Here is a 20,741-nt window from a genome sequence, read left to right as displayed (position 1 = left end):
GAATTTAGAATAAGACTTTAGGAGAGAGCATATGGCTCGCGTAAAACGTGGTGTAATTGCACGCGCACGTCACAAGAAAATTATGAAGCAGGCGAAAGGTTACTACGGTGCCCGTTCGCGCGTATATCGTGTTGCCTTCCAGGCAGTAATCAAAGCAGGCCAGTATGCTTACCGTGACCGTCGTCAACGTAAGCGTCAGTTCCGTCAGCTGTGGATTGCACGTATCAACGCAGCTGCTCGTCAGAACGGTCTGTCTTACAGCAAGTTCATCAACGGCTTGAAAAAAGCGTCGATCGAAATTGACCGTAAGATCCTGGCTGACATCGCAGTCTTCGACAAAGTGGCCTTCGGCGCACTGGTTGAGAAAGCGAAAGCAGCTCTGGCGTAAGTCAGTAGAAGAGGGAGCTTGCTCCCTCTTTTAATCTTTGTTTTCAGCGACAAATATTGACTTTCATTGCCCGCCGCTATATCACTGGTGGTCAATCATCGACAAGGTACCGCAATCATGCACGCAGCTATTTTTCGTTTCTTTTTTTACTTTAGCGCCTGATTTCAGGAGGCTTTGCGCGTAAGAAAAGAAACGAAAAGTAGCGCCTAAGCCTCCCTCGTGGAGGCTTTTTTGTTTTTGGCCATCGGCTCGCCTTGCAAAGCGTTGCGGTGAGAATGGCGGGTACTCAGCCGGCCCTGTGCCGCGCAGGTGAGCCATCCGGCCGACAACGCATTGAAAAGTCTTTGAAGATTGCTCAAAGGCGTGTTCGAATAATAGATAACAATTACTTAGGGCCATCCCGGCCAGAGGAAGAGGAAAGCAATGCCACATCTCGCAGAGCTGGTTGCCAGTGCCAAGGCAGCCGTAGAAGATGCCCAGGATGTTGCCGCGTTAGATTTGGTACGCGTCGAATATTTTGGCAAGAAAGGTCATTTCACCTTGCAGATGCAGTCTCTGCGCGACGTACCGGCGGAAGACCGCCCGGCGGCCGGCGCGGTGATCAACCAGGCCAAGCAAGAGGTGCAAGACGCCCTGAACGCGCGCAAGAACGCGCTGGAAAGCGCCGCGCTGAACGCGCGCCTGGCGGCTGAAACCATCGACGTCTCCCTGCCGGGCCGTCGTATGGAAAACGGCGGTTTGCATCCGGTGACCCGCACCATCGACCGTATCGAAACCTTCTTCGGCGAGCTGGGCTTCTCCGTTGCCACCGGCCCGGAGATTGAAGACGATTACCATAACTTCGACGCGCTGAACATTCCAGGGCATCACCCGGCGCGCGCCGACCACGATACCTTCTGGTTCGACGCCACGCGCCTGCTGCGCACTCAGACCTCCGGCGTGCAGATCCGCACCATGAAGAACCAGCAGCCGCCGATCCGCATCATTGCGCCGGGCCGCGTTTATCGTAATGACTACGATCAGACCCACACCCCGATGTTCCACCAGATGGAAGGGCTGATCGTCGATAAAGACATCAGCTTCACCAACCTGAAGGGCACGCTGCACGATTTCCTGAATAACTTCTTTGAAGAAGACCTGCAGGTTCGTTTCCGTCCGTCCTACTTCCCGTTCACCGAACCGTCCGCTGAAGTGGACGTGATGGGCAAGAACGGCAAATGGCTGGAAGTGCTGGGCTGCGGCATGGTGCATCCGAACGTGCTGCGCAACGTGGGCATCGATCCGGAAGTTTACTCCGGCTTCGCCTTCGGTATGGGCATGGAGCGCCTGACGATGCTGCGTTACGGCGTCACCGACCTGCGCGCATTCTTCGAAAACGATCTGCGTTTCCTCAAACAGTTTAAGTAAGGCGGGAATATCACATGAAATTCAGTGAACTCTGGTTGCGCGAGTGGGTAAACCCGGCCATCAGCAGCGAAGCATTATCCGATCAAATCACCATGGCCGGTCTGGAAGTGGACGGCGTGGACCCGGTTGCCGGCGCGTTTAACGGCGTTGTGGTGGGCGAAGTGGTCGAGTGCGGCCAACACCCGAACGCCGACAAACTGCGCGTCACCAAGGTTAACGTAGGCGGCGATCGCTTGCTCGACATCGTCTGCGGCGCGCCGAACTGCCGCACCGGCCTGAAAGTGGCGGTCGCCACCGTGGGCGCGGTGCTGCCGGGCGACTTCAAAATCAAGGCCGCCAAGCTGCGCGGCGAGCCTTCGGAAGGCATGCTGTGCTCATTCTCCGAGCTGGGCATTTCCGACGATCATGACGGCATCATTGAGCTGCCGCTGGATGCGCCGATCGGCACCGACATCCGCGACTATCTGAAACTGAACGACAACACCATCGAGATCAGCGTCACGCCGAACCGCGCCGACTGCTTGGGCATCATCGGCGTTGCGCGTGACGTGGGCGTACTGAACCAGGTTGCGCTGACCGAGCCGGATATGAGCCCGGTGGCTGCCACTATCGACGCCACGCTGCCGATCCGCGTTGACGCGCCGCAGGCGTGCCCGCGTTATCTGGGCCGCGTGGTGAAAGGCATCGACGTCAAGGCGCCAAGCCCGTTGTGGATGCGTGAAAAACTGCGTCGTTGCGGTATCCGTTCTATCGATGCCGTCGTCGACGTCACCAACTATGTGCTGTTGGAACTTGGCCAGCCGATGCACGCCTTCGATCTGAGCCGCATCGACGGCGGCATCGTGGTGCGCATGGCGGAAGAAGGGGAAACCTTGACGCTGCTGGACGGTAACGAAGCCAAACTGAACGCCGACACCTTAGTGATCGCCGATCATCAAAAAGCGTTGGCGATGGGCGGCATCTTCGGCGGCGAGCATTCCGGCGTCAACGGGGAAACCCAGGACGTGCTGCTGGAGTGCGCTTTCTTCAGCCCGCTATCGATCACCGGTCGCGCGCGCCGTCACGGCCTGCACACCGATGCTTCTCATCGCTATGAGCGCGGTGTCGATCCGGCGCTGCAGTACAAAGCGATGGAGCGCGCCACGCGCCTGCTGCTCGACATCTGTGGCGGCCAGGCCGGTCCGATTATTGACGTGACCGATGAAAACGAATTGCCAAAGCGCGCCACCATCACGCTGCGCCGCGAGAAGTTGGATCGCCTGATCGGCCACGTGGTGCCGAGCGAGCAGGTCAGCGACATTCTGCGCCGCCTGGGTTGTCAGGTGACCGAGCAGGGCGACAGCTGGCAAGCGATCGCGCCGAGCTGGCGTTTCGATATGGAGATCGAAGAGGATCTGGTGGAAGAAGTGGCGCGTGTTTACGGCTACGACAACATCCCGGATGTGCCGGTGCGTGCCGATCTGGTGATGACCCAGCATCGCGAAGCCGATCTGACGCTCAAGCGCGTGAAGACCATGCTGGTCGATCACGGTTATCAGGAAGCGATCACCTATAGCTTCGTCGATCCGAAAGTGCAGGCGTTGCTGCATCCGAATGAAGAAGCGCTGATCCTGCCGAGCCCGATTTCGGTCGAAATGTCGGCCATGCGCCTGTCGCTGTGGACCGGCCTGCTGTCCGCGGTAGTGTACAACCAGAACCGCCAGCAGACGCGTCTGCGCCTGTTCGAAAGCGGCCTGCGCTTTGTGCCTGATAGTGCGGCAAATCTGGGTATCCGTCAGGACGTCATGCTGGCAGGCGTGATCGCCGGCCATACGCACGATGAACATTGGGATCTGGCGCGCAAGCCCGTCGACTTCTATGATTTAAAAGGGGATCTGGAGTCTGTCCTCGAGCTGACCGGTAAATTATCCGAAATTCAGTTCCGGGCGGAAGCCAATCCGGCCCTGCATCCAGGGCAAAGTGCGGCGATTTATTTGCACGGCGAACGCGTTGGTTTCATCGGTGTGGTTCACCCGGAACTTGAACGTAAACTGGATCTTAACGGCCGCACCGTGGTGTTTGAACTGGAGTGGAACAAGCTTGCGAGCCGCGCCGTGCCTCAGGCGCGGGAGATTTCGCGCTTCCCGGCAAACCGCCGTGATATCGCTGTTGTGGTGGCTGAAAACGTCCCCGCAGAAGATATTTTGGTCGAGTGTAAGAAAGTTGGCGCAAATCAGGTAGTTGGCGTAAACTTGTTTGACGTGTACCGTGGCAAGGGCGTGGCAGAAGGTGACAAGAGCCTGGCTATCAGTCTGGTATTGCAGGATACCGCTCGTACACTGGAAGAAGAGGAGATAGCCGCTACCGTTGCAAAATGCGTAGAGGCTCTAAAACAGCGATTCCAAGCATCCTTGAGGGATTGAACCTATGGCGCTTACTAAAGCTGAAATGTCAGAACACCTGTTTGAGAAGCTTGGGCTTAGCAAACGGGACGCCAAAGACCTGGTGGAACTGTTCTTTGAAGAGGTCCGTCGGGCCCTTGAGAATGGCGAACAGGTAAAACTGTCGGGTTTTGGCAACTTTGATCTGCGTGACAAGAACCAACGTCCGGGGCGTAACCCGAAGACCGGCGAAGACATTCCGATTACGGCGCGCCGCGTGGTGACCTTCCGTCCGGGGCAGAAGCTGAAAAGCCGGGTAGAAAACGCCAGCCCGAAAGGGTGAGTGACGTGACATCAAAAAAGGCCGCTTGCGCGGCCTTTTTCTTTTCTGGGACAAAATTCAGTTTATTCCTAATTCTCAAGGCGACTATCAAATTTGTTCGTTAAGTCGGTATGGAGGGATTAATTTAACCTCAGTTGCGGAATATTCTTATATCTTATTATTGTTGATGAGTGAATCTATTTTCTCTCCTCAGTAACGGCCGTAATAATGGCCAGGGCCATCGCCGCGGTGGCCGCCGCCCCAGTGAGGGCCCCAGCAGCAGGCGCTGAGGCTTGAGGCCAAGGCTACAACGGCTAACAACCTACCTATACGTTTAATCATTTTATTATCCTCCGATGGGAATTCGGTTAATTATAATTGTCGCGTCGCTTAAGCGATGTCAGCAATTCGTTAAGCCTTGTCAGTGGCTATGATAATTAAAGGCGGCGGCAAACAGTGTAGGGATTGTGTAAGGCCGTCGAAAACGATCTGAAAATAGGTATCGATGAGATAGTCGTTAAATAAATGCGCTGATATAACCACTGCAGCAAGAAAAATAGAGTGAGAAGGTAAAATGAAAAAAATCCTGTTGCTGGTGTGTATCCCGCTGTCGCTGTCGCTGTCGCTGTCGCTGTCGCTGCCGCTGGCGGCGCAGGCCGATGTGTCCGTCGATATCAACGTGCCGGGCGTTTCTCTGCACCTGGGGGATCAGGACCGCCGCGGCTACTACTGGGATGGCTACGACTGGCGCCCACCGCAGTGGTGGCATGCGCACCAGGGCCGAGGTCTGGGGGAGCGCAATGCGCGCGGTCTGTACTGGGACGGCGGACGCTGGCAACCTTCGCCGCCGCGTGGCTATGAACATCGCCAGCCGGCACGCAGCGGCAATCCGTTCCACGGCGATCGCGATAATCGCGACCACGACCGCCGTCATGACGATCGTAGTGACCATGACCGCCGTGATGGCGGCCGCGGTCAGCCTTATCCACCGGGCAACGCCGGCCCGCATCGTTAATCCCTGAGTTTATCGGCGGCTGGTTTTGCCATCATCGTTGCGATGACGGGCAGGGCCAGCCGCTGCTTTCCTGCGCCATCGCCTACGCAAGGCTTCCCCTTGCGGCGTTAACCCCCTAATATTCGACTCAGACGTCAATTATCCGGCCACGACAGCGGCCGGCAGGGAATCGCCGCGCCATGCCAACCAGCCGTACCTTCACCTTACTGTTGCAACATCAACGTTACTGCGATAAACGCCAGGTCAGTCTGTTGGCGCTGGGCGTGGCGGTGGCTTTACTGTTCAGCCTTTGCGCCGGCGACCAATGGATATGGCCGTCAGAATGGTTCAGCGAACGGGCGCAACTGTTCGTTTGGCAACTGCGCTTGCCGCGCGCGCTGGCGGTGATGCTGGTCGGCGCGGCCCTGGCGGTGGCGGGCGCGGTGATGCAGGCGCTGTTTGAAAACCCGCTGGCGGAGCCCGGTCTGCTGGGCGTCGCTAACGGCGCCGGTGTCGCGCTGGTGCTGACGGTGTTGTTGGGGCACGGTTTGTTGCCGGTGGCGCTGATGAGCGCCGCCGCGATAGTCGGTGCGCTGGCGATGACTTTCTTGCTGTTGGGCTTTGCTCGCCGGCGACGCTTGACCAATGCGCGGTTGTTGCTGGTCGGCGTGGCGCTGGGCATCGTGTGTAGCGCGCTGATGACCTGGGCCGTTTATTTCAGTACCAGTCTCGATCTGCGGCAGCTGATGTACTGGATGATGGGCGGCTTCGGCGGCGTAGACTGGCGCCAAAAGTGGCTGGTGCTGGCGCTGCTGCCGGTGTTGCTGTGGCTGTGTGGCCAGGGGCGGGTGCTCAATCTGATGGCGCTGGGCGAGGTGCAGGCGCGACAGCTCGGGCTGTCGCTGCATCTGTGGCGCAATCTGCTGGTGCTGGCGATCGGCTGGCTGGTCGGTGTCAGCGTAGCGCTGGCCGGGGTGATCGGCTTCGTCGGCCTGGTGATCCCGCATATTTTGCGGCTCACGGGCCTGACTGACCAGCGCTATCTGTTGCCGGCCTGCGCGCTGGCGGGGGCCGGCGTGTTGCTGGTGGCCGATGTGGTGGCCCGCGTTGCGCTGCTGGCGGCCGAGCTGCCGATCGGCGTGGTGACCGCCACGCTGGGGGCGCCGCTATTTATCTGGTTACTGACCCGGACAAAGGGCGTAAGGTAGTTTTCTTTATTCACCTGCCATTAAAAAACCAAAGGATGACAACCGATGAGTAAGCCAATCTACAATCTGCCGTTACAGACCATCGAAAATCAGGCCACCACGCTGGGGAGCTATCAGGACAAGGTGCTGCTGGTGGTCAACGTAGCCTCGGAGTGCGGCCTGACCAAGCAGTACGAAGGGCTGGAAGCGCTGTACGAAACCTATCGCGATCGGGGGCTGGAAGTTCTGGGGTTCCCGTCCAATGAATTTCTGGGTCAGGAGCCGGGCAGCAATGAAGAGATCCTGGCGTTTTGCCGCGGAACCTTCGGCGTGCAATTCCCGATGTTCGCCAAGATTGAGGTGAACGGCGAAGGCCGTCATCCGCTGTATCAGGCGTTGATTGCCGCCCAGCCGGAAGCTGTCGCCCCGGAAGGCAGCGAGTTCCTGGCGCGGATGACCAGCAAAGGGCGTGCGCCGAAGCATACCGGCGATATTCTGTGGAACTTCGAGAAATTCCTTATCGCACGCGACGGCACGGTGATCCAGCGCTTCTCGCCTGACACCACGCCAGAGGATCCGGCGCTGGTGGCGGCGGTGAAACAAGCGCTGGCGGGATAATACGGATGCTGCAACTCGTTGAGGTTGGGGTGGCGGGGCGCCTGGCGCCTTTTACGGCACAGATTGACGGCGGGTTGCAGGTTCACCTGATCGGCCCAAATGGCGCAGGGAAGAGCACCTTGCTGGCCCGGGCGGCGGGCATGCTGCCGGGGCAGGGCGAAGTCTGCCTGGACGGACGCGCGCTGTCCGGTTATTCGGGCGACGAGCTGGCGCACCGACGCGGTTATCTCAGCCAGCAACAGCCGCCGGTGTCGCTCATGCCGGTGTTTCAGTATTTGGCGTTGCACCGGCCTGCCGGCGCGGCGCAAACCGAGGTGGAGCAAGCCATCCTCTATCTGTGCCAGCGGTTGAAGCTGGTGGATAAACTGTCACGCATGCTGGCGCAGCTTTCCGGCGGAGAATGGCAACGGGTGCGACTGGCGGCGGTATTGCTGCAGGTGTGGCCCAGCGTCAACCCGCATAGCCGATTGTTGTTGCTGGATGAACCGACCAATAGCCTGGATGTGGCGCAAAAGGTTGCGCTGGATCGCCTGCTGCGCGAATTCTGCCAAAGTGGGCGCAGCGCGCTAGTGTGTGCGCACGATCTGAATCATACCCTGCAGCAGGCCGATCGGGTTTGGTTGTTGCACGCTGGGCAGTTGGTCGCGCAGGGCATCACCCGTGAGGTGATGGTGCCCGCACTGTTGTCGCAGATCTATGAAGTGGATTTCCACCTGCAATGGGTGGGGAACCAGCGTTGGATCATGACCCGCACGGCTTAATTCGCCCCGGCGGCATAAATGTAAACGAAAACTAAACGTAGTGAATATAAATAGCCGGGTAATCATCGGCTATTATTGTGCTGCCTCTCATTTTCTCGTGGATTTTCTTGAAAAACGTCGATGACGTGCTACGCTTGATTCGGCAAAAATAAAATAAGTAAATAATTATTAATAAATATAAGAAATTGATTTTAATAATAAATTTAAATTAATGATGACGGCACCTTCCTATCAGTTCTCCCACTGATGACGAGTCTCGTCTTAAGGTTTAGTTAAGCTTGCGGCCTTACATTGTCAGTTAATCCACGGAAACGATTCTTCTCTGGCGTTTAATATTCGTTAAACGAAAGGGATTTACAGTGTCATCAAAAGCAGCTCGATACGTTTGGGGTTAACTATGGATCAATTTTTGCCTTTCTCTCGTCCGGCCATCGGCGATGAAGAAATCGCCGCGGTAGAGAAAGTGTTGCGCTCCGGTTGGATCACCACCGGGCCGCAAAACCAGCAACTGGAAAGCGACTTCTGTTCCACCTTCGGCTGTAAGCACGCCATCGCGGTCAGTTCCGCCACGGCGGGCATGCACATCACGTTAATGGCGCTTGGCGTCGGCCCTGGCGACGAAGTCATCACCCCTTCGCAAACCTGGGTCTCCACCCTCAACATGATCGAGCTGCTGGGCGCCACGCCGGTGATGATCGATGTTGACCGCGATACGTTGATGGTCAGCGCCGCCGACGTCGAGGCTGCCATCACCCCGAATACCAAAGCGATTGTTCCGGTGCATTACGCCGGTGCCCCCCTGCAGATGGATGCGCTGCGCGCCGTGGCCGAACGCCATGGTCTGCCGCTGATCGAAGACGCCGCCCACGCGGTCGGCACGCGCTACAACGGCGAATGGGTCGGCGCGCGCGGCACGGCGATTTTCTCTTTCCATGCGATCAAAAACGTGACCTGCGCCGAAGGCGGCCTGATCGCCACCGACGACGATGCGCTGGCGGATCGCCTGCGTTGCCTGAAGTTCCACGGTCTGGCCGTCGATGCCTTCGATCGCCAGCAGCTTGGCCGCAAACCGCAGGCCGAAGTGGTGGAACCGGGGTACAAATACAATCTGTCCGACATTCACGCGGCGATCGCCGTGGTGCAACTTTCGCGCTTCGCCGAGCTGAACGCGCGTCGCAAGGCGCTGGCGCAGCGCTACCTGAGCGCGCTGGAAGGCTCGCCGTTCCAACCGTTGGGCGTGCCGGATTATCCGCATGACCACGCCTGGCACCTGTTTATGGTGCGCGTCGATCCCGAGCGCTGCGGCCTCGATCGCGACCAGCTGATGGAGCGCCTGAAAGAGGTTGGCATCGGCACCGGGCTGCATTTCCGTGCCGCGCACACCCAGAAATTCTACCGTGAGCGCTATCCGCAGCTGTCGTTGCCGAATACCGAATGGAACTCGGCGCGGCTGTGCACCTTACCGCTATTCCCTGATATGACCGACGCCGACGTGGATCGCGTGGTCAATGCCTTGTCTTCTGTTGTGGAGTCTTTACGTGTCTCGCGTTGAACCGATTAAAAAAGTGTCGATAGTCATCCCGGTATACAACGAGCAGGAAAGCCTGCCGGCGTTGCTGGAACGCACTACTGCCGCCTGTAAGCAGTTATCTCAACCCTATGAAATCATCCTCGTCGACGATGGCAGCAGCGACAATTCCGCCGACATGCTGACTGCGGCGGCGGAAAAGCCGGACAGCAACGTGGTCGCTGTCCTGCTGAACCGCAACTATGGCCAGCACTCGGCCATTATGGCCGGTTTCAATCAGGTGACCGGCGATTTGGTGATTACGCTGGACGCCGATCTGCAGAACCCGCCGGAGGAGATCCCTCGTCTGGTCAGCGTGGCGGAAGAGGGCTATGACGTGGTGGGCACCGTGCGCGCCAACCGTCAAGACTCCTGGTTCCGCAAAAGCGCCTCGCGCGTGATCAATATGATGATTCAACGCGCCACCGGCAAGTCGATGGGGGACTATGGCTGCATGCTGCGTGCCTACCGTCGTCATATCGTTGAGGCGATGCTGCACTGCCACGAGCGCAGCACCTTTATCCCGATTCTGGCGAACACCTTCGCCCGTCGCACGACCGAGATCGACGTGCGTCACGCCGAACGTGAGTTTGGCGACTCCAAGTACAGCCTGATGAAGCTGATCAACCTGATGTACGACCTGATCACCTGCCTGACCACTACGCCGCTGCGTTTGCTCAGCGTGGTCGGCAGCATCGTGGCGCTGTCCGGGTTTGTATTGGCACTGGTGCTGATTGCGCTGCGTCTGCTGCTCGGCCCTGAATGGGCCGCCGGCGGCGTGTTCACCCTCTTCGCCGTGCTGTTCACCTTTATCGGCGCCCAGTTTGTTGGCATGGGGCTACTGGGTGAATACATCGGCCGCATCTATACCGACGTGCGTGCGCGTCCTCGCTATTTTGTTCAGAAAGTGGTCGGTGCACAGCAGGACCACAATACTCAGGAAGAAGAATGATGAAAGCTATTGTATTTGCTTACCACGATATTGGCTGCGCAGGTCTGAAAGCGCTGACTGAGGCGGGTTATGACGTGCAGGCCGTATTCACGCACACCGACGACCCTGGTGAGAACAATTTCTTCTCCTCCGTGGCCCGTTTGGGCGCCGAATTGGATCTGCCGGTCTATGCGCCGGAAGACGTAAATCACCCGCTATGGGTTGACCGCATCCGCGCACTGCAGCCGGACGTGATCTTCTCGTTCTACTACCGCCACATGCTGAGCGACGAGATCTTGTCGCTGGCGCCGCAGGGCGGTTTCAACCTGCACGGTTCGTTGCTGCCGCACTACCGTGGCCGCGCCCCGGTGAACTGGGCGCTGGTGAATGGCGAAACTGAAACCGGCGCCACGCTGCACAAGATGGTGAAACGCCCGGATGCCGGCGACATCGTTGGTCAGCAGAAAGTGACCATCGCAGACAACGACACCGCGCTGACGCTGCACAAAAAAGTGCTGGAAGCCGCGCAGGTCGTGTTGCAAGAGCAGTTGCCGAAACTGAAGAACGGCACCGCCACCTTCACCAAGCAGGATGAGTCTCAGGCCAGCTACTTCGGCCGCCGCACCGCAGCGGACGGCGAGATCCTGTGGCACAAGTCCGCCAAAGAGATCAACAACTTGGTACGCGCCGTCACCGAACCGTACCCGGGCGCATTCAGCTACCTCGGCCAGCGCAAGCTGATCGTCTGGCGCTCCCGCGTGCTGGATACCCAACATGATAAACAACCGGGCACCGTGCTGAGCGCCTCGCCGCTGGTCATCGCCTGTGGCGAAGGCGCGCTGGAGATCGTCGCCGGCCAGAACGACAGCGGTCTGTACGTGCAGGGCAGCCGCCTGGCGCAAGAAATGGGCATCGTCACCGACGTGCGCCTGGCCGCCAAGCCGAATGCCGTAATGAAACGCCGTACTCGCGTGCTGATCCTCGGGGTTAACGGCTTCATCGGTAACCACCTGACCGAACGCCTGCTGCGTGACGATCGCTACGACATCTACGGCCTGGATATCGGCTCTGACGCCATCAGCCGCTTCCTCGACAACCCGCGTTTCCACTTCGTGGAAGGCGACATCAGCATCCACTCCGAGTGGATCGAGTATCACATCAAGAAATGCGACGTGGTGCTGCCGCTGGTGGCGATCGCGACGCCGATCGAATACACCCGTAACCCGCTGCGCGTGTTCGAGCTTGACTTCGAAGAGAACCTGAAGATCGTTCGCGACTGCGTGAAATACAACAAGCGCATCATCTTCCCGTCCACCTCAGAAGTGTACGGCATGTGCGACGACAAAGAGTTCGATGAAGACCATTCGCGTCTGATCGTCGGGCCAATCAATAAACAACGCTGGATCTACTCGGTCTCCAAACAGCTGCTGGATCGGGTGATCTGGGCTTACGGCGCCAAAGAAGGCCTGAAGTTCACGCTGTTCCGTCCGTTCAACTGGATGGGGCCGCGTCTGGATAACCTGGACGCCGCGCGCATCGGGTCTTCCCGCGCCATCACCCAGCTGATCCTCAACCTGGTGGAAGGTTCGCCGATCAAACTGATGGACGGCGGCGCACAGAAACGTTGCTTCACCGACATCAACGACGGCATCGAAGCGCTGTTCCGCATCATTGAGAACCGTGATGGCCTGTGCGACGGCCAGATCGTCAACATCGGCAACCCGACCAACGAAGCGAGCATCCGCGAGCTGGCGGAAATGCTGCTGGAAAGCTTCAACAACCACCCGCTGCGCGACCGCTTCCCGCCGTTTGCCGGCTTCAAGGACGTGGAGAGCAGCAGCTACTACGGTAAAGGTTACCAGGACGTCGAGCACCGCACGCCGAGCATCAAGAACGCTCACCGCCTGCTGGGCTGGCAGCCAACCATCGAGATGAAGCAAACCGTCGCCGATACGCTGGACTACTTCTTGCGCACTACCGTTCAGGAAGGGAACGGTGCATGAAGAAAGTCGGTCTGCGGGTTGATGTAGATACCTTCAGCGGCACCCGTGAAGGGGTGCCGCAGTTGCTGGACCTGTTCGACAAGTACGACATTCAGGCCAGCTTCTTCTTCAGCGTGGGACCGGACAACATGGGGCGCCATCTTTGGCGCCTTTTGCGTCCGAAATTTCTGTGGAAAATGCTGCGTTCGAACGCCGCCTCGCTGTATGGGCTGGATATTCTGCTGGCTGGTACCGCCTGGCCGGGGCGCAACATTTCACGCGCGCTGGGGCCGCTGATGAAGCGCACCGCCGAAGCCGGCCATGAAGTCGGGCTGCACGCCTGGGATCACCAAGGGTGGCAGGCCAAGGTTGGCAAGTGGAGCGAAGCGCAGCTGACCGAACAGGTGCAGCGGGGCGTCGACGCCCTGAGCGCCTGCACCGGCCAGCCGGTGAAATGCTCCGCCGTGGCGGGCTGGCGTGCCGATACGCGCGTGCTGGAGGTCAAGCAGCGCTTCGGCTTTCATTACAACAGCGATTGCCGCGGCACCCATCCGTTCCGTCCGGTGCTGAGCGACGGGCGCCACGGCACGGTGCAGATCCCGGTGACGTTGCCGACCTTCGACGAAGTGATCGGCAGCGAAGTCAGCATGGCCGACTTCAACGACTACATTCTGCGCGCCATCGAGAACGATCGCGGCGTGCCGGTGTACACCATTCACACCGAAGTGGAAGGCATGTCGCAAGCGGCGATGTTCGAACAGTTATTGCAACGCGCACGGCAGCAGGGCATCGAATTCTGTCCGCTTAGCGCGCTGTTACCACAAGATTTGGCGTCACTGCCGTTGGGCCGCATCAAGCGTGCTCCTTTCCCCGGCCGCGAAGGTTGGCTGGGCTGTCAAACCGATGTGAAGGACGTTACATGAAGGCGCTAAAAGGATCCTGGGCCATTCTGCTGGCCGTTTTTTTTGCTCTGGTTTACCTGATCCCGCTTAACGGCCGCCTGCTGTGGCAGCCGGATGAGACGCGTTATGCCGAGATCAGTCGTGAAATGCTGCAGCGCGGCGATTGGGTGGTGCCACACCTGCTGGGGCTGCGTTATTTCGAAAAGCCGGTAGCGGGTTACTGGTTCAATAACATCAGCCAGTGGCTGTTTGGCGAAAACAACTTTGCGGTGCGTTTCGGCTCGGTGTTCAGCACCGGCATGACCGCGCTGCTGGTGTTCGCGCTGGCGATGCTGATGTGGCGCAATGCGCGCCGCGCCAGCCTGGCGGCGCTGATGTTCCTGTCGATGGTGCTGGTGTTCAGCATCGGCACCTACAGCGTGCTGGATCCGATGATCTCGCTGTGGCTGGCGGCGGCGATGGTCAGTTATTACCTGACGCTGAAGGCCTCCTCGGTCAAGGGAAAACTGGGCGCTTACGCACTGCTGGGCTTGGCCTGCGGCATGGGCTTTATGACCAAGGGCTTCCTGGCACTGGCGGTGCCGGTGATCGCGGTGATCCCGATCGTTATCCAGCAACGCCGCATCAAGGATCTGCTGTGCTATGGCCCGGTGGCGATCGTGACCGCGACGCTGCTCAGCCTGCCGTGGGCGCTGGCGATCGCGCAACGCGAACCCGACTTCTGGAATTATTTCTTCTGGGTCGAGCATATTCAGCGTTTCGCCGAAGATAATGCTCAACACAAGGCGCCGTTCTGGTATTACCTGCCGGTTCTGCTGGCGGCGGTGCTGCCTTGGCTGGCGCTGCTGCCCGGCGCGCTGCTCAAAGGTTGGCGCGAGCGCGTGCAGCGCCCGGAGCTGTTCTTCCTGCTGAGTTGGGCGATGATGCCGTTGATCTTCTTCAGCATCGCCAAAGGCAAGCTGCCGACCTACATTCTGCCGTGCATGGCGCCGCTGGCGCTGCTGATGACCGCCTATGCGGAAGACTATGCCGCCACGCTGCGCGCCAAGCTGTTCAAGGCCAATGCCTGGTTGAACGGCCTGTTCGGGCTGATTGGCATCGTGGCGCTGGTGGTGTTGAGCTCCGGTCTGCTGCCGAAAGCGCATCTGTTTACTCCCCAAGAGTGGCCGAAAGTGGTGCTCGGCCTGATCGCCTTCGGTGGTTGGCTGCTGTTCGCACTGGTTTCCGCACGCGATAACGGCCGCCAATGGCGCTGGGCGGCGGCTTGCCCGGTGCTGCTGTGCCTGGTGATCGGTTACGCCATTCCGCAACAGGTGACCGATTCCAAACTGCCGCAAAACTTCGCCCGCGCCACGATGGCCGAGCTGGGCGACAGTCGTTACGTGCTAAGCGACAGCGTTGGGCTGGCGGCCGGCCTGGCCTGGGAGCTGAAGCGCAGCGACGTGCTGATGTACAGCCAGAAAGGCGAGGTTGCCTATGGTCTGGAGTATCCGGACGCCAAAGGCCACCTGATCAGCGATGCCGATTTCCCGCAGTGGCTGGCGCAGGCGCGTAAGCAGGGGAACGTATCGTTGGTGCTGCAACTGTCACGTGGCGAAGCGCTGCCGCAGGAACTGCCTGCCGCAGACAAGGTGGATCGCATGAACCGCCTGGTGCTGATGTGGTATAAACAGCAACCATGATCGGTTTTCTGTTGGTGATAGTGGTCAGTCTGCTCACCTGTGGTGGGCAGCTGTGCCAGAAACAGGCGGCGCACTGTTGGGAACGGGCGGGCGAGGCGCGGCTGAAACAGACGCTGCGCTGGCTGGCGCTGGCGGTGCTGCTGCTGGGGCTGGGCATGGCGGTGTGGCTCAATGTGCTGCAGCGTCTGCCGCTCAGCCTGGCTTACCCGATGCTCAGCCTTAACTTCGTGATGGTGACGCTGGCGGCGCGCTGGCTGTTTCATGAGCCGACGAGCGCTCGCCATTGGTGCGGCGTGGCGTCGATTATGCTGGGGATCCTGCTGATGAGCGTGCATTCATGAAGGGCTATGCCTGGGGCGCCGCCAGCGTACTGCTGGTGACGCTGGCGCAGTTGCTGATGAAGTGGGGCATGGTGCAGATCCCGCTGATGTCGTTCGCCGATGTCTCGTTGGCGTTGATCGGCAATTACTGGATACCGCTGCTGGCGGTGGGCGGCGGCATCTTCGGCTATGCGCTGTCGATGCTGTGTTGGTTTTTCGCGCTGCGCCATCTGCCGTTAAATCGTGCTTATCCTCTGTTGAGCGTTAGCTACGCGCTGGTCTACCTGGCGGCGGTGATCCTGCCGTGGTTTAACGAGTCCGCTACGCTGCTGAAAACGTTGGGCACGCTGTTTATTCTGTTCGGCGTCGGGCTGATTAACAGCAAATCCGAGACAAAATCGCCGGAATAGGGGCTAAACCGGCGATCCTGCTATTATCTCCCTCATGGCGCTTGCCTTTTTCCCCGTGCGGGAGATAAATTAACGCCAAATAGCGCTCTCCTTACGTGGTGCCGGCTTTGCCTCGCAGGCGGTGTGGTGGTGTACCGGATGGCATAATGCGGCAACGTGTTCAATGAAGGGATATTATGCGGATGCGTGTGTGGTTTTTATTAGCCAGTTTGATCCTCGCCGGCTGCAGCAGCCATGCGCCGCCGCCCAGCGGCCGCCTGGCGGATTCTATCGTGGTGGTGGCCCAACTCAATGAACAACTGCGCCAGTGGTACGGTACGCCATACCGTTACGGCGGCCTGGATCGCGGCGGCGTAGATTGCTCCGGCTTTGTTTACCGCACGTTCCGCGATCGCTTCGACATGCAACTGCCGCGTTCGACCGAAGAACAGACCTCACTGGGTACCAAGGTCTCACGCGATGAGTTGATGCCGGGCGATCTGGTGTTTTTCAAAACCGGCGGCGGTGAGAACGGCCTGCATGTCGGCATTTACGATACCAATGACCAGTTTATCCACGCTTCGACCAGCCGCGGGGTGATCCGCTCCTCGCTCGATAACGTCTATTGGAAGCGTGTGTACTGGCAGGCGCGACGCATTTAACCTTAACCCGTTGATTTGGTGTATCATGGCGGCATCTCGTGTTTTGAACGGTGCCTGCCATGAACAGCCTGCGTTTACTGATCTCCGACTCCTACGATCCCTGGTTCAACCTGGCAGTGGAAGAGTGCATCTTCCGCGAAATGACCACGCAAAAAATTCTCTTCCTGTGGCGCAATGCCGAAACGGTGGTGATTGGTCAGTCGCAGAACCCCTGGAAAGAGTGCAATACCCGGCGCATGGAGCAGGATGGCATTCGGCTGGCGCGGCGCAGCAGCGGCGGCGGGGCGGTATTTCACGACCTGGGCAATACCTGCTTCACCTTTATGGCCGGCAAGCCGGGCTACGACAAGAGCGTCTCGACCGACATCATTCTGCAAGCGCTGCGGGAGCTGGGCGTGGCGGCCAGCGCATCGGGGCGTAACGATCTGGTGATGGAAACCGCCGACGGGCCGCGCAAAATATCCGGCTCGGCCTATCGAGAAACGCAGGATCGCGGTTTCCATCACGGTACGCTGCTGCTGAATGCCGATCTGGAACGGTTGGCGGACTATCTCAATCCGGATCCCAAAAAGCTGCAGGCCAAGGGGATTACCTCGGTGCGTTCGCGCGTCGCGAATCTGGCGGAGTTTTTGCCGGATATCAGCCATGCGCAGGTATGCGACGCCATCGTACAGGCCTTCTTCGCCCACTATGGCGAGACGGTCGAGCCGGAGATTATTTCGCCGGACGTGTTCCCCGATCTGCCCGATTTTGCCGCGCAGTTCGCCAAACAGAGCAGTTGGGAATGGAATTTTGGCAAGGCGCCGGCGTTCAGCCACTTGCTTAACGAGCGTTTCGTCTGGGGCGGCGTAGACTTGTTCTTCGATGTGGAGAAGGGGGCGATTGTTCGCGCGCAGGTGTTCACCGATAGCCTGAATCCCGCTCCGCTGCAGCGGTTGGCGGACATGCTGGTGGGCTGCGCGTACCGCAGTGAGCCCGTCGCCGCCTGCTGTGACCGACTGATGGCGGAGTATCCTCAACAGGCGGCCGAATTAGCCGAGTTGCGGCAATGGCTGAGCGAAACGATCCGTTAGCCGGAGTGGGAATGGTGAAGGGGATGAGCGTGCTCATCCCTTTTTTTATCGCTGAAATCGGCGTTTAGCAGGGGCGTAGCGCAGATTTTCTGAAAATCAAGATGGGCACTTTTTTACATTTTCAATGCCGAGAATAACGGGCGGAATTGATGCGTTATTAAATTTAATCAGTCGTCGTTAACGGTAGGAAAAATCCGCGTTAAGGAGGAAAGATTATTTTACTTTATTTAAGATTTTTCTTAAATAAAACAAGGGAGATAAGTCAAATTTAGCCGCCAATCCATTCAACTTAAGCCAAATACCTTTTCACATAACGCGTTTGGCGGTCGCTATGGCATAAGTCAGGCTGCTTTTCTTTGCGCCTTTCACGATTGTCGTATAGCTTTAATCTATCAATTAAATGATATTTCATGGGTATTTACATTGATATTTCCGATTAATCCCAGAGGGATTGATCGATAAAATATATTGATATACGATGATACGCTAGCCATTCATCCTGTGGCATTAAAATGAACATCCAACTCGAAGCTGACTTTATTAGTAGCTATGTTTTGCAACCTGTTTACTCAATGGAGGGCGGGCTGTTGGCGGTTGAAATGTTGAGCCGTTTCAACAGTCTCGACGGTGATTTAGCCATGCCGGCCGAAATTGGGATTAATTTATTGACGTCTGAACAAAGGATTGAGTTATTTAATGAGCAATTGAAACTTGCGGAGCAGCATGCGGCTTGGTTTACCGGTAACAACGTGCAGTTGACCATCAATATCGAAGAAACCATCGTCGAACTTATTCTTTCTGATTCGGCGTTATGTCAACGGATCGGGCAATATCCTTTTATTGCATTTGAAATCAGTGAGAGTTTTCCGAATCTTTCGGCCGGGAAGAACAACCCGAGCGTGCGGCGATTAAGCGAAATGTTTTCGCTGTGGCTCGATGATTTCGGTTCCGGTAAAGCCACGTTGACCGCGCTGTACGATGGTTTGTTTGACTATGTAAAGATAGACAAGCGTTTTTACTGGCAGCTGTTTACCCATCAGGGATATGACGTGGTCATCGACTCGTTGTTAAAGAATATCAACCTGTTATGTAAAGGCGTAATCGTCGGAGGAATAGAGAAAAAAGAGTACTTTAATAAACTCAGATACGCCGGTGTTTTAGGCCTGCAAGGTTTTTTATGGCCCAGCGTTGGTGTGGATAATCTGCAAGCTTTGCTGGCGAGGCCCAGCGAGTTCAATAATTAAGAAGTGATATAAAAAACTACACACAATGAGGTAAATAATGCACGGGGTGAGGTTACCGTGATCCCGTCGCCGTTATTCGCCATCGCTTTATGCTGATAACTGCGTTTGTCAGCCGACGTTAAAGCGCGTTTCCTCAGCTGAGGGGCAACGCCAAACTCCCCGCATCCGCCCTGGTGACAGGCGGATGCGTTCTCCCTGCATTCCTTCGGTGTTAATCCGCGCGTTCAGGCTCTACACTACGCTGAAACGGAGGGCCTATGCCGCAGTTCGATAACGCTTACTACCAACAGTTACCCGGTTTCTACACCGCCCTGAACCCGACACCGCTCAAGGATGCACGCCTGCTGTACCACAGCGAGCCGCTGGCACGCGAGCTGGGGCTGGATGAAAGCTGGTTTACCCAGGATAAAACCCCCATTTGGGCGGGAGAATCGCTGCTGCCCGGCATGCAGCCGCTGGCACAGGTGTACAGCGGCCACCAGTTCGGCGTGTGGGCCGGGCAACTGGGTGATGGCCGCGGCATTTTGCTGGGCGAACAGGTCATGGCGGATGGCAGCCACCGCGATTGGCACTTGAAGGGGGCCGGGCTAACGCCATATTCACGCATGGGGGATGGCCGCGCGGTGCTGCGTTCGGTTATCCGCGAGTTTCTTGCCTCTGAGGCGCTGCACCATCTGGGGATCCCCACCACCCGAGCGTTGACTATCGTCACCAGCCAGCAACCGGTATATCGCGAGCAGCCAGAACGCGGCGCCATGCTGATGCGGGTGGCGGAAAGCCATGTGCGCTTCGGCCACTTCGAACACTTTTATTACCGTAAACAGCCGGAGCAAGTGCGGCAGCTGGCGGATTTCGTCATCGCCCGTCACTGGCCACAGTTGCAGGATCTGGCTGAGCGTTATCTGCTGTGGTTTACCGACGTGGTCGAACGCACGGCGCGTTTGATCGCCCATTGGCAAACCGTCGGTTTCGCCCACGGCGTGATGAACACCGACAATATGTCGATTCTCGGTATCACCATCGATTACGGCCCTTATGGCTTCCTGGACGACTACCAGCCCGGCTATATCTGCAACCACTCCGATCACCAGGGGCGTTACGCCTTCGACAATCAACCGGCGGTGGCGCTGTGGAACCTGCATCGCCTGGCACAAACCCTGTCTGGGTTGATGACCACCGAGCAGCTGCAGCAGGCGCTGTCGGCGTATGAGCCGGCGCTGATGCGCGCCTACGGTGAACAGATGCGCGCCAAACTCGGCTTCTTCACGCCGACGGCGCAGGATAATGACGTGCTCACCGGTCTGTTGAGCCTGATGGCGCAGGAAGGGCGGGACTATACCCGCACGTTCCGCTTGTTGAGCGAGACCGAACAGCAGCAGGCGCAGTCGCCGCTGCGCGACGAGTTTATCGACCGTGCGGCGTTCGACGCCTGGTATCAGCAGTATCGTCAGCGCTTGCAACAGGAACAGGTCAGCGATGCGGAACGGCAACGGGCGATGAAGGCGGTGAACCCGCGCCTGATCCTGCGCAACTATCTGGCGCAGCAGGCGATTGAGGATGCGGAGAAAGACGACGTGGGCCGTTTGCAGCGGTTGCATCAGGCTCTGCTGAGGCCGTTCGACGATGCGCCGGAGTATGACGATCTTGCTGCGCTGCCGCCGGATTGGGGCAAACATCTGGAGATTTCCTGCTCCAGTTGAGATGAAAAAGGGCGCCTCATGGCGTAATGCTGGTCAGTTAGCGTTTTTATGCAGGCGTTCGTGAAATTTTCGGTCGATAAAAGTGAGATGCCCCATGTGGCTCCCACACTTCGACCGAGCCAGGGGCCGAAGGCGCGGCCCCTGGCAACCCGCGCCTTTGCCCTATCAGACGGTTGGCTTTGCCAACTCCCCTCTCTCCGCCATACCGCATTGAGGCCGGTTGCGACAGGCGTCCCTGCCTGTCTCACCTGA

The 20,741-nt window shown here is 58.2% G+C and carries 20 protein-coding genes and 1 other annotated feature; all 20 genes read left to right on the top strand.

Features of this window, described 5'->3' with window-relative positions; translation table 11 throughout:
• The first annotated feature begins 31 nt into the window (after positions 1-31).
• On the top strand, positions 32-388 hold the full coding sequence (rplT, locus tag BVU99_RS17415; RefSeq protein WP_004931417.1) for a 50S ribosomal protein L20: 357 nt from the start codon (positions 32-34) through the stop codon (positions 386-388).
• 113 nt (positions 389-501) lie between these two features.
• Positions 502-624, top strand: a sequence feature (Phe leader region).
• Complete coding sequence (gene pheM, locus BVU99_RS25235) at positions 506-550, top strand: pheST operon leader peptide PheM (protein WP_121626058.1); 45 nt, start codon at positions 506-508, stop codon at positions 548-550. Its footprint overlaps the feature before it by 45 nt.
• A 187-nt stretch (positions 625-811) precedes the next feature.
• Positions 812-1,795 carry a phenylalanine--tRNA ligase subunit alpha gene (pheS, locus tag BVU99_RS17405; protein ID WP_043143373.1) on the top strand — a complete coding sequence of 328 codons (984 nt, stop codon included), beginning with the start codon at positions 812-814 and terminating at the stop codon, positions 1,793-1,795.
• Between the two features lie 14 nt (positions 1,796-1,809).
• A complete protein-coding gene (gene pheT, locus BVU99_RS17400; protein ID WP_099816790.1) occupies positions 1,810-4,197 on the top strand; it encodes a phenylalanine--tRNA ligase subunit beta in 2,388 nt (795 codons plus the stop codon).
• A gap of 4 nt (positions 4,198-4,201) precedes the next feature.
• Positions 4,202-4,498 carry an integration host factor subunit alpha gene (gene ihfA / locus BVU99_RS17395; protein WP_004931414.1) on the top strand — a complete coding sequence of 99 codons (297 nt, stop codon included), beginning with the start codon at positions 4,202-4,204 and terminating at the stop codon, positions 4,496-4,498.
• 553 nt (positions 4,499-5,051) lie between these two features.
• On the top strand, positions 5,052-5,492 hold the full coding sequence (locus BVU99_RS17390; RefSeq protein WP_099816791.1) for a DUF2502 domain-containing protein: 441 nt from the start codon (positions 5,052-5,054) through the stop codon (positions 5,490-5,492).
• A 179-nt stretch (positions 5,493-5,671) separates the two neighbouring features.
• Complete coding sequence (gene btuC, locus BVU99_RS17385; RefSeq protein ID WP_025302620.1) at positions 5,672-6,679, top strand: vitamin B12 ABC transporter permease BtuC; 1,008 nt, start codon at positions 5,672-5,674, stop codon at positions 6,677-6,679.
• A gap of 45 nt (positions 6,680-6,724) precedes the next feature.
• The gene (locus BVU99_RS17380; protein ID WP_025302621.1) at positions 6,725-7,276 is read left to right on the top strand and encodes a glutathione peroxidase; all 552 of its coding nucleotides are present in this window, start codon (positions 6,725-6,727) and stop codon (positions 7,274-7,276) included.
• Between the two features lie 5 nt (positions 7,277-7,281).
• Positions 7,282-8,037 (top strand): vitamin B12 ABC transporter ATP-binding protein BtuD, encoded by a 756-nt coding sequence (gene btuD, locus BVU99_RS17375; RefSeq protein ID WP_049205168.1) that lies wholly within the window; start codon positions 7,282-7,284, stop codon positions 8,035-8,037.
• Positions 8,038-8,434: 397 nt separating this feature from the next.
• The gene (gene arnB / locus BVU99_RS17370) at positions 8,435-9,589 is read left to right on the top strand and encodes a UDP-4-amino-4-deoxy-L-arabinose aminotransferase (protein WP_025302623.1); all 1,155 of its coding nucleotides are present in this window, start codon (positions 8,435-8,437) and stop codon (positions 9,587-9,589) included.
• Positions 9,576-10,556: an undecaprenyl-phosphate 4-deoxy-4-formamido-L-arabinose transferase gene (gene arnC / locus BVU99_RS17365; RefSeq protein ID WP_025302624.1), complete on the top strand. Its 981-nt coding sequence runs from the start codon at positions 9,576-9,578 to the stop codon at positions 10,554-10,556. The genes arnB and arnC overlap by 14 nt, the downstream gene beginning before the upstream one ends.
• A complete protein-coding gene (gene arnA, locus BVU99_RS17360; protein WP_043143392.1) occupies positions 10,556-12,538 on the top strand; it encodes a bifunctional UDP-4-amino-4-deoxy-L-arabinose formyltransferase/UDP-glucuronic acid oxidase ArnA in 1,983 nt (660 codons plus the stop codon). Before arnC ends, arnA begins: the two co-directional genes overlap by 1 nt.
• Positions 12,535-13,440 carry a 4-deoxy-4-formamido-L-arabinose-phosphoundecaprenol deformylase gene (gene arnD / locus BVU99_RS17355; protein WP_025302626.1) on the top strand — a complete coding sequence of 302 codons (906 nt, stop codon included), beginning with the start codon at positions 12,535-12,537 and terminating at the stop codon, positions 13,438-13,440. The genes arnA and arnD overlap by 4 nt, the downstream gene beginning before the upstream one ends.
• Positions 13,437-15,101 carry a lipid IV(A) 4-amino-4-deoxy-L-arabinosyltransferase gene (gene arnT, locus BVU99_RS17350; protein WP_025302627.1) on the top strand — a complete coding sequence of 555 codons (1,665 nt, stop codon included), beginning with the start codon at positions 13,437-13,439 and terminating at the stop codon, positions 15,099-15,101. Before arnD ends, arnT begins: the two co-directional genes overlap by 4 nt.
• Positions 15,098-15,442, top strand: a complete 345-nt coding sequence (gene arnE / locus BVU99_RS17345) for a 4-amino-4-deoxy-L-arabinose-phosphoundecaprenol flippase subunit ArnE (protein WP_060432951.1) — start codon at positions 15,098-15,100, stop codon at positions 15,440-15,442. The genes arnT and arnE overlap by 4 nt, the downstream gene beginning before the upstream one ends.
• Positions 15,439-15,831: a 4-amino-4-deoxy-L-arabinose-phosphoundecaprenol flippase subunit ArnF gene (arnF, locus tag BVU99_RS17340; RefSeq protein WP_089195823.1), complete on the top strand. Its 393-nt coding sequence runs from the start codon at positions 15,439-15,441 to the stop codon at positions 15,829-15,831. The genes arnE and arnF overlap by 4 nt, the downstream gene beginning before the upstream one ends.
• A gap of 176 nt (positions 15,832-16,007) precedes the next feature.
• Positions 16,008-16,472 (top strand): NlpC/P60 family protein, encoded by a 465-nt coding sequence (locus tag BVU99_RS17335; RefSeq protein ID WP_016927954.1) that lies wholly within the window; start codon positions 16,008-16,010, stop codon positions 16,470-16,472.
• A 59-nt stretch (positions 16,473-16,531) separates the two neighbouring features.
• Positions 16,532-17,545, top strand: a complete 1,014-nt coding sequence (locus BVU99_RS17330) for a lipoate--protein ligase A (protein WP_025302630.1) — start codon at positions 16,532-16,534, stop codon at positions 17,543-17,545.
• A gap of 512 nt (positions 17,546-18,057) precedes the next feature.
• Complete coding sequence (locus tag BVU99_RS17325) at positions 18,058-18,789, top strand: EAL domain-containing protein (RefSeq protein ID WP_043143424.1); 732 nt, start codon at positions 18,058-18,060, stop codon at positions 18,787-18,789.
• A gap of 257 nt (positions 18,790-19,046) precedes the next feature.
• On the top strand, positions 19,047-20,489 hold the full coding sequence (locus BVU99_RS17320; RefSeq protein WP_025302632.1) for a YdiU family protein: 1,443 nt from the start codon (positions 19,047-19,049) through the stop codon (positions 20,487-20,489).
• The last annotated feature ends 252 nt before the right edge of the window (positions 20,490-20,741 follow it).

Source organism: Serratia sp. OLAL2, from assembly GCF_002752475.1.
Taxonomy (GTDB): Bacteria; Pseudomonadota; Gammaproteobacteria; order Enterobacterales; family Enterobacteriaceae; genus Serratia; species Serratia bockelmannii.
This window is presented reverse-complemented; position numbering and strand designations above follow the sequence as displayed.

What these genes read in the sequence shown, in the direction of transcription:
- arnT (WP_025302627.1), top strand. Translation starts at nt 13,437, where the DNA reads ATGAAGGCGCTAAAAGGATCCTGGGCCATTCTGCTGGCCGTTTTTTTT.
- BVU99_RS17320 (WP_025302632.1), top strand. Translation starts at nt 19,047, where the DNA reads ATGCCGCAGTTCGATAACGCTTACTACCAACAGTTACCCGGTTTCTAC.
- pheS (WP_043143373.1), top strand. Translation starts at nt 812, where the DNA reads ATGCCACATCTCGCAGAGCTGGTTGCCAGTGCCAAGGCAGCCGTAGAA.
- BVU99_RS17380 (WP_025302621.1), top strand. Translation starts at nt 6,725, where the DNA reads ATGAGTAAGCCAATCTACAATCTGCCGTTACAGACCATCGAAAATCAG.
- rplT (WP_004931417.1), top strand. Translation starts at nt 32, where the DNA reads ATGGCTCGCGTAAAACGTGGTGTAATTGCACGCGCACGTCACAAGAAA.
- arnA (WP_043143392.1), top strand. Translation starts at nt 10,556, where the DNA reads ATGAAAGCTATTGTATTTGCTTACCACGATATTGGCTGCGCAGGTCTG.
- btuC (WP_025302620.1), top strand. Translation starts at nt 5,672, where the DNA reads ATGCCAACCAGCCGTACCTTCACCTTACTGTTGCAACATCAACGTTAC.
- BVU99_RS17325 (WP_043143424.1), top strand. Translation starts at nt 18,058, where the DNA reads ATGAACATCCAACTCGAAGCTGACTTTATTAGTAGCTATGTTTTGCAA.
- ihfA (WP_004931414.1), top strand. Translation starts at nt 4,202, where the DNA reads ATGGCGCTTACTAAAGCTGAAATGTCAGAACACCTGTTTGAGAAGCTT.
- pheT (WP_099816790.1), top strand. Translation starts at nt 1,810, where the DNA reads ATGAAATTCAGTGAACTCTGGTTGCGCGAGTGGGTAAACCCGGCCATC.
- BVU99_RS17335 (WP_016927954.1), top strand. Translation starts at nt 16,008, where the DNA reads ATGCGGATGCGTGTGTGGTTTTTATTAGCCAGTTTGATCCTCGCCGGC.
- arnB (WP_025302623.1), top strand. Translation starts at nt 8,435, where the DNA reads ATGGATCAATTTTTGCCTTTCTCTCGTCCGGCCATCGGCGATGAAGAA.
- BVU99_RS17390 (WP_099816791.1), top strand. Translation starts at nt 5,052, where the DNA reads ATGAAAAAAATCCTGTTGCTGGTGTGTATCCCGCTGTCGCTGTCGCTG.
- arnF (WP_089195823.1), top strand. Translation starts at nt 15,439, where the DNA reads ATGAAGGGCTATGCCTGGGGCGCCGCCAGCGTACTGCTGGTGACGCTG.
- btuD (WP_049205168.1), top strand. Translation starts at nt 7,282, where the DNA reads ATGCTGCAACTCGTTGAGGTTGGGGTGGCGGGGCGCCTGGCGCCTTTT.
- BVU99_RS17330 (WP_025302630.1), top strand. Translation starts at nt 16,532, where the DNA reads ATGAACAGCCTGCGTTTACTGATCTCCGACTCCTACGATCCCTGGTTC.
- arnD (WP_025302626.1), top strand. Translation starts at nt 12,535, where the DNA reads ATGAAGAAAGTCGGTCTGCGGGTTGATGTAGATACCTTCAGCGGCACC.
- arnE (WP_060432951.1), top strand. Translation starts at nt 15,098, where the DNA reads ATGATCGGTTTTCTGTTGGTGATAGTGGTCAGTCTGCTCACCTGTGGT.